This is a genomic window from Microcoleus sp. B3-A4 (genome assembly GCF_036705385.1).
Lineage (GTDB): Bacteria > Cyanobacteriota > Cyanobacteriia > Cyanobacteriales > Microcoleaceae > Microcoleus.
Map to the genome: position 1 here is coordinate 44,575 of NZ_JAUBUI010000043.1, position 6,715 is coordinate 51,289.

7 protein-coding genes are annotated in these 6,715 nt (G+C 44.8%); 2 read left to right on the forward strand and 5 right to left on the reverse strand.

Translation table 11 applies throughout. The annotated features are described in order from the left end of the window. Positions 1 to 109 precede the first annotated feature (109 nt). From QUB33_RS17725 to QUB33_RS17745, 5 genes are all read right to left on the reverse strand, one after another. On the reverse strand, positions 110 to 1,294 hold the full coding sequence (locus tag QUB33_RS17725) for an aspartate aminotransferase (RefSeq protein WP_333352030.1): 1,185 nt from the start codon (positions 1,292 to 1,294) through the stop codon (positions 110 to 112). Between the two features lie 99 nt (positions 1,295 to 1,393). Further along, positions 1,394 to 2,539 (reverse strand): iron-containing alcohol dehydrogenase family protein, encoded by a 1,146-nt coding sequence (locus QUB33_RS17730; RefSeq protein ID WP_333352032.1) that lies wholly within the window; start codon positions 2,537 to 2,539, stop codon positions 1,394 to 1,396. 183 nt (positions 2,540 to 2,722) lie between these two features. Beyond that, a complete protein-coding gene (locus QUB33_RS17735) occupies positions 2,723 to 2,860 on the reverse strand; it encodes a hypothetical protein (protein WP_333352035.1) in 138 nt (45 codons plus the stop codon). After that, on the reverse strand, positions 2,835 to 3,254 hold the full coding sequence (locus QUB33_RS17740) for a DUF2281 domain-containing protein (protein WP_333352037.1): 420 nt from the start codon (positions 3,252 to 3,254) through the stop codon (positions 2,835 to 2,837). The genes QUB33_RS17735 and QUB33_RS17740 overlap by 26 nt, the downstream gene beginning before the upstream one ends. A gap of 105 nt (positions 3,255 to 3,359) precedes the next feature. Continuing rightward, positions 3,360 to 5,444 carry a WD40 repeat domain-containing protein gene (locus QUB33_RS17745; protein ID WP_333352039.1) on the reverse strand — a complete coding sequence of 695 codons (2,085 nt, stop codon included), beginning with the start codon at positions 5,442 to 5,444 and terminating at the stop codon, positions 3,360 to 3,362. A 315-nt stretch (positions 5,445 to 5,759) separates the two neighbouring features. Between QUB33_RS17745 and QUB33_RS17750 the strand changes: the two genes are divergently transcribed. Together QUB33_RS17750 and QUB33_RS17755 are read left to right on the forward strand one after the other, a co-directional pair. Further along, positions 5,760 to 6,179 carry a GIY-YIG nuclease family protein gene (locus QUB33_RS17750; protein ID WP_333104206.1) on the forward strand — a complete coding sequence of 140 codons (420 nt, stop codon included), beginning with the start codon at positions 5,760 to 5,762 and terminating at the stop codon, positions 6,177 to 6,179. A 4-nt stretch (positions 6,180 to 6,183) separates the two neighbouring features. Beyond that, on the forward strand, positions 6,184 to 6,390 hold the full coding sequence (locus QUB33_RS17755) for a hypothetical protein (RefSeq protein WP_333352041.1): 207 nt from the start codon (positions 6,184 to 6,186) through the stop codon (positions 6,388 to 6,390). Positions 6,391 to 6,715 lie beyond the last annotated feature (325 nt).

A 6,715-nucleotide genomic window follows, 5' to 3' on the forward strand; every position in this document is an offset into this window, starting at 1 on the left:
CCAACAAATAACAAATAACCAATAACAACTAACAACCCACAAATAACCAGTAACAACTAACAACCCACAAATAACCAATAACAACTGACTAATGACTACTAATTAATGACTATTGATAGCGAATGTTTGCTTGTTTCATGCGCCGCAGGGCTTCTCCCAGTCGATCGCAATCTGCAATTAAACTAATTCTCACATATCCTTCGCCGCCCGGCCCAAAAGCATTGCCAGGAGTCACCACCACACCCGTTTGCTGCAAAACATTGAGGGCAAAATCAGTCGAACTCATGCCCGGAGTGCAGGGAACCCAAAGATACATGGCAGCCAGAGGTTTGGGAATATTCCACCCTAATTCTGCCAATCCTTCAACCATGAAATCCCGGCGAGTCCTGTAACGATTCTGCACTTCGTGCAAGTAACTATCCGGCAATTGCAGGGCTGTTTCTGCTGCTGTTTGCAAAGCGGAAAATATACCGTAATCTAGGTTAGTTTTTAATGTCCGCAAACCTTGAATTATTTTGCTATTTCCTACTACAAAACCGACGCGCCAGCCGGCCATATTGTAGGTTTTTGACATGGTGTGAAATTCGACACCGATTTCTTTGCCGCCGGGAATTTCTAATAAACTTGTCGGTTGATAGCCGTCAAAGGCTAATTCGGCATAACACAAGTCGTGAACCAGCAAGATTTGATGTTTGTGTGCGAAAGCCACAATATCTTTGTAAAATTCGCGGGGTGCTGTTGCTCCAGTCGGATTACTAGGATAATTGAAATAGAGGATTTTGGCTTGTTCGGCTACGCTGTCGGGAATGTCGGCTAAGTCAATTACCCAGTCGTTTTCTGGTTTGAGAATGATGTTGTGAACTTTTGCACCGGCGATGATTGGGCCGCGAAATAATACGGGATAAGCAGGACTTGGTACTAATATTAAGTCCCCTGGATTGATATAGGCGATCGCAAAATGTGCTAAACCTTCTTTAGAACCCAACAAAGGCAATGCTTCGCTTTCTGGATCGAGTTCAACGTTGTAGCGGCGGCTGTACCATTTAGTAATAGTACGGCGGAAACTGGCAGTTCCTTCAAAGGGTGGATAGCCGTGATTTGCCGGATTTTGGATGGCTGCGACAGCCGCTTCTACTACTGGTTGAGGAGTGGCACCGTCGGGGTTTCCCATTCCTAAGTCTATTAAATCGAGTCCTTGTTCGCGGGCGCGGGCTTTGAGTTCGTCGAGACGGGCAAATACGTAGGGCGGTAGTTTTTGCAACCTGTCAGCAGGGCTAATCCAATCCAAGGTCATTTATTTTGTGTCAGTTGTCAGTTTTCCTGGTTTGTAGTAAGGACTTTCGTCCTTGCTAGCACAGCCTTTTCAGGACTTTAGTCCTTACTACAAACTGTTTTAATTCTTAATCTTTAATTCTCCCACAGGTGCGGTGGTAGAAACCATCGCTGCCATTAATTGTTGGGGAACAACTTTAAAAGGCAGTCGGTGGATGTCGGAATTGGGATTGCAGGCTATGTCGGCGGCGCGCTGCAATTCTGTGATGGTAATGTCTCCGAGTCCTAGGTTGTCTAAAGTTTGGGGTAATCCAATCTCGGCGTAGAATTTTAGCAGTTGCTGTCTGGCGCTAGCAGCGAGTTGATTGTTTTGCAGCATTTCTTCTAGCCGCAGTTGTACTAAAATGCCGTAGGCAACTTTTTCGCCGTGCAATGTGCCGTGACTTGCTAATAGATGAGTTAGGCCGTTGTGGACGGCGTGGGCGGCGACGGTGCGACATTGAGCACCACCAATTCCGCCGATTACTCCTGCTAGCAATACGGCTGCATCTGTGACTTCTTGCCAGGTTTCGCTACCGGGCTCTTTGAGGGCAGCGGCTGATTTTTGGAATAATATATCGCGCAGTATTCTAGCTTGTTGAACGGCGGAAATTATCAGGGTTTGTTCGGAGTGTCCGCTGCTGACTGATGCTTCGTACCATTTGGCGATCGCATCTCCAATTCCTGCTACTAATGTCCGCTGTGGTGCAGTTTGAATTAAGCCGTAGTCGAGTATTAATAAGTCGGGACATCTGGCTAATGTGACATCGTATTGGAATGCACCTTGTTCTGAATAAATGTTAGAAAGGGCTGTCCAAGCCGCACAGGTGGCTGCTGATGTCGGTATTGTGACGATCGGGATTTTGCATTGATAGGCGACGAGTTTGGCTGCGTCTAAGGCTTTGCCGCCGCCTACACCGATGATGAAGTCGGCTTGATGGGTTTGGGCTGCTTCGCGGAGGGTTTCGAGGCTGGTTTCGCTGCAATCCTTGCCGTATGCTGTTTCGGCCGATTTTAACTGCTGCTGTTCGAGGATTGGTTGCAGGTACGATTGGGCGGCGGCGAGGGAGTTGCTGCCGCCGACGATTAGCGGCCGCTTTCCGAAACGGGCGATCGCATCTCCGGCTTGTGCTAGGGCCGATCGACCCCGCAATACACAGGCGGGAGCAATTGTCAAGGAATAAATTGCAGTTGGGGTGGCGGTTTTAGTGCTTTGGGTTTGAGTCATCGAACCACTGGATAAGTGACGAGAAGGTTGACGCTTTGCAGGATTGCTGGATTTTCTAGGATAACTCTAATCTATGCAGAAATGGTAAGTTTTATAAAGTTTTTATTAAGTATTGTTGGGCTGTTGGGGGATGGGAGAGGGGAGTTGAGGGGAGTTGGGGAGTTGAGGGCGATCGAATTATGATTAAAGTTGAGGCTTAACGTACAAATCCCAGACTTGTTTCACTGCTGCTGCATCTGCTTGAGAAATTTGCCCGATTTTCGCTAGCAACAAAGACTTTTCCAAACAATCTAATCTAGACAAACGTACTGTAGTCATCATAAAGTCCTTCGTCTTCGGGTACGTAGCCTTTCAAAAAAGCGTCGTGGCTGCGAGTGTAACATTTCTCAATTAAATACTCCTCGCCATCGAGTACCGAAAACTCGGTTAATTCAGGATTTGTCAAAAAATCTTCGGCTGTAGCAGGTATAAATGGTGCTAGTATTTTATGGCGTTCTGCTATTGGCAGGCTAGCAATTTCTCTAAGTGATAGCTTGAGACTAGGTGCGGTTGTTGACGAACTGTTAGACTCAGAACTTTCGCTGGGTAACTGCTTTTTTTGTTCCGTTTTTTGCACGAGGAATTGTGCAAAGTCGAGCACTTCTTGTTGTTTCTCCCTTGGCAACTGTCGCAGATTCTCTAACACTGCTTGCTCAAAATTAATTGTTTCTGACATCTCAATTACCTTCCCTAAGTGTTTATCGGTTTATTTCTCACGCCGTCAAGTTTTGTAGTTCCCTGTTTGCCAATCCCGCCATAATTTTCATCTTGCCCTCTTACTTCACGCATCACACCGCCAAATCTTGATACTCTCATCACAACTGCCACTAACTAGAGTGTTTCCATCTGGGCTAAAGGTGACAGAAATAACCCAGTGTCCATGTCGAGCAAGAGTACAAATTTCCTGTCCTGTTTTCAGATTCCACAATTTGATAGTATTATCCATGCTGCCACTTGCAATAGTTTCTCGATCCGGGCTAAAAGCCACAGAATTAACACACTTTGAATGACCAGTAAAAGTAATAATTTCTCGTCCATTTTTTAGATTCCACAGTTTTATTTTTCCGTCATCACTGCCACTCACAATGGTTTCTCCATTCGGGCTGAAAGCCACAGAAGTAATGCAATCTGAATGCCCAGTGAGAGTGCAAACTTCCCGTCCATTTTTTATGTTCCACAGTTTGATATCGTCCTCACTACCACTCGCAATAGTTTCTCCATCCGGGCTGAAAGCCACAGAGTTTACACCCTTTGAATGCCCATTAAAAGTAAGAATTTCCCGTCCATTTTTCAGATTCCACAGTTTTATTTTTTCATCTTCACTGCCACTTGCAATAGTTTCTCCATCCGGGCTGAAAGCCACAGAGTTGACTCCCTTTGAATGCCCATTAAAAGTAAGAATTTCCCGTCCATTTTTCAAATTCCAAATTTTAATTCTTTCATCATCACTGCCACTTGCAATAGTTTCTCCATCCGGGCTAAAAATAACAGAAGTAACGTAGTCTGAATGCCCAGTAAAAGTAAAAATTTCCCATCCCTTTTGCAGATTCCATAGTTTTATTTTTCGGTCATAACTGCCACTTGCAATAGTTTCTCCATTCGAGCTGATGGCAACAGAAGTAACGCAACCTAAATGTCCCTTGAGAGTGCGTACACATCTCCATTTCGGCTCTTTAATCCTGAATACCTTTGCTGCTTCTGCTTCAGCCAACTTTTTCAACTCTTGTTCATACACTTCTCGCTGCCTGAATTCTTCTAAAGCTTTTAGTTCAGCATCAGCCAGCTTGTTTAACTCCTTTTCATACACTTCTCGCTGTCGCCGCTGAATATCCTCAAGAATATCAAAATAAGGTTTCACCCATTCTTCTGCCAACCCATCTTCAGCCAATTCATCCTTTAAATTAAACAACTGAGGTTCATAGCTAGGGTCAATATTGAGATAATACAAATCGGCTAAAAATCCCGCCAGTAACTTGTGAATCGCCACTATCAACTGCCGAATCATGCGGAGGGCTTTTTTCTCACTTACTCCAGATGCTAAAAGTGCATCTTTTGCCTCTTCCCAGTCAAAAACTTTGGTAGAAAACAGGGAGACTTCCTGATTATTCAGGAATCCCCAAAAGCCGACGCGAAAAGTTACGGCATAATCGCTGATATCGCTATATAAAATTGTAGTAGGAACCGGAGATAAAATTCGCTGCAAGCGTTCCACATCAATATCACCAATCGACTCAGTGAAATAGTCGCTATAAAACTTAACTGGGCGTAAGACATCCTGTTGAGGATAATGCTGTCTGAGAAAATCTCCCACACTTCTCATTTCAATGGGCAAATCTTCACAGAAGGTTTCCGGGCATTGCTTGCTAATTTTGGGCGGTGATAGTAAGATTAAGAGGCGATGTTGCTGCTGAAGTAAAATCTGTTTAGTTTCCTCTCGATTCAACTTAGAAAACCAAGTATCTTTATCCCAAATTGTTTGAATTTCAGCCAGCTTGACCTGAATATCCTTTGCTTGCAATTCCCGCATCAAATCCCGCTGCAAGGCTGCCAGCTTTACTCTATCCTGCTGTTCCTGTTCCTGCAACTCAATGCGACGCGCTGTTTGTGCTACTGTTAGCTTTAACAATTCCCGATCTCTGGTATCTTTCGCCTTCGCGTATTCCAGCATTTCTTGAGAATAACGCTGTTTTGCTCGCTCTATCTCAGTCGAATCAGATGAGTTATTGGGAGCGGGAATCAGAATATTTCGGTACTTTTGAGAGTGATTGCCGAAGGCTTCTCCTAGTTTGTAGCCGATATTTCTGGCGATGGGTGAGAGCACTCCTGATATGTAGGGAGCGATAGCAGCGATGATTGTTGGAAGCATAAATGTGGGTGAGGATGCGGTTATTAATAGTGTAGCAGGATGTTAGGAGGTATAATTCGGATGGTTGCCAGATATTCTGCACTTGTTGCTTTTTAGATTGAATTTCATCATTGATACTCCTGGACGCAGAAACCAGGTTTTTTACGGAAATAACGTTACATTTTTTATCGGCAGGTAAAACTCGATCGCTCGCCCCTTTCCTATATCCTAGAAAAACACAGGCACGGCCAAGGCTCAAATCAGCTCGGGATCGATCGCCTTCTCTGTGCGATCGCGCAGGAAACCATCCCTAGTTGATGATGGTTGTAACAGAATTTGTGGGATTATGATTTCTGTGCAATCAGCCTTCTTGCCTTCATGCCAACGAATGATTCTGACCTACAAATCCAAGCGCGAAGAATTCTAGACGCGATTGCTTTCATTCCTTTTGAGCAATGTCAACCCTTGACCCGTGGGTTTGAGAGCATTCCTGCGCGTCCTGGCATTTATGCAATCAGGCACAGAACTGATGGATTGCTCTACATCGGTAAAACCAAGAGCTTACGAGGTCGCTTCAGTGGTGGGCACAAAGCTTTTTTGTGGGCATGGCTCGATAAATATAGCGATGAAGACATACGGATTGCAGTACAGACAATTTCTCACTGGCAGAACCCTGCGTTACTATTGGAGCTAGAAGCCATCATTCTAAGAGCTACTGAACCCCCTTACAACGTCCAAATTCCAACTGAGATGTAAAGCCATGCAAGCCAAACTTCAAGAGCAACTTTCCCTCGCTGATGCCGAAGTTATTTTAGGACGTTTTCCTGACCGAATTCGTGCTGCCCTAATTGCTCGTGCTGCTGAAATTGAATATCCAATCGAAGCAGTCATTGAGATGGCGATCGCTAGTTTCCTTGACACGGAGGCATTAGGTTTTGCAGATTGCAAACCAGGACGCGGACAATAACAGCGTCAAGTGGCGATCGCGGCGGTCTAACAACCCGGTTCGAGCGGACTACCGAAAGATATTGGTGGTAATGCAAAAGTTATGTCTAGCCACTCAACCGGAACGTTGCTTTTGGCTGCAACAATGCTTCTAAATTATCTGCCAGTGTTTAACATTAAGCTATTCACCTCTAATTGCTGGAGTTCAATCTATGAGAAAGCCACAAACTGTTAAAGCTTTGGAAGAGCTAGGACGGGTTCAACTCTCTAAGAGTAATCCAAGGAAAAAATGATCCAAAATCAGGGATACTAAGAGAATAATTAATGTGCAATCTGCTGTATGTCTC

Bases quoted from the DNA above. Each gene is read 5' to 3' on its own strand.
- QUB33_RS17745 (WP_333352039.1), bottom strand. From the start codon at position 5,444: ATGCTTCCAACAATCATCGCTGCTATCGCTCCCTACATATCAGGAGTG.
- QUB33_RS17735 (WP_333352035.1), bottom strand. From the start codon at position 2,860: ATGATGACTACAGTACGTTTGTCTAGATTAGATTGTTTGGAAAAGTCT.
- QUB33_RS17730 (WP_333352032.1), bottom strand. From the start codon at position 2,539: ATGACTCAAACCCAAAGCACTAAAACCGCCACCCCAACTGCAATTTAT.
- QUB33_RS17755 (WP_333352041.1), top strand. From the start codon at position 6,184: ATGCAAGCCAAACTTCAAGAGCAACTTTCCCTCGCTGATGCCGAAGTT.
- QUB33_RS17725 (WP_333352030.1), bottom strand. From the start codon at position 1,294: ATGACCTTGGATTGGATTAGCCCTGCTGACAGGTTGCAAAAACTACCG.
- QUB33_RS17740 (WP_333352037.1), bottom strand. From the start codon at position 3,254: ATGTCAGAAACAATTAATTTTGAGCAAGCAGTGTTAGAGAATCTGCGA.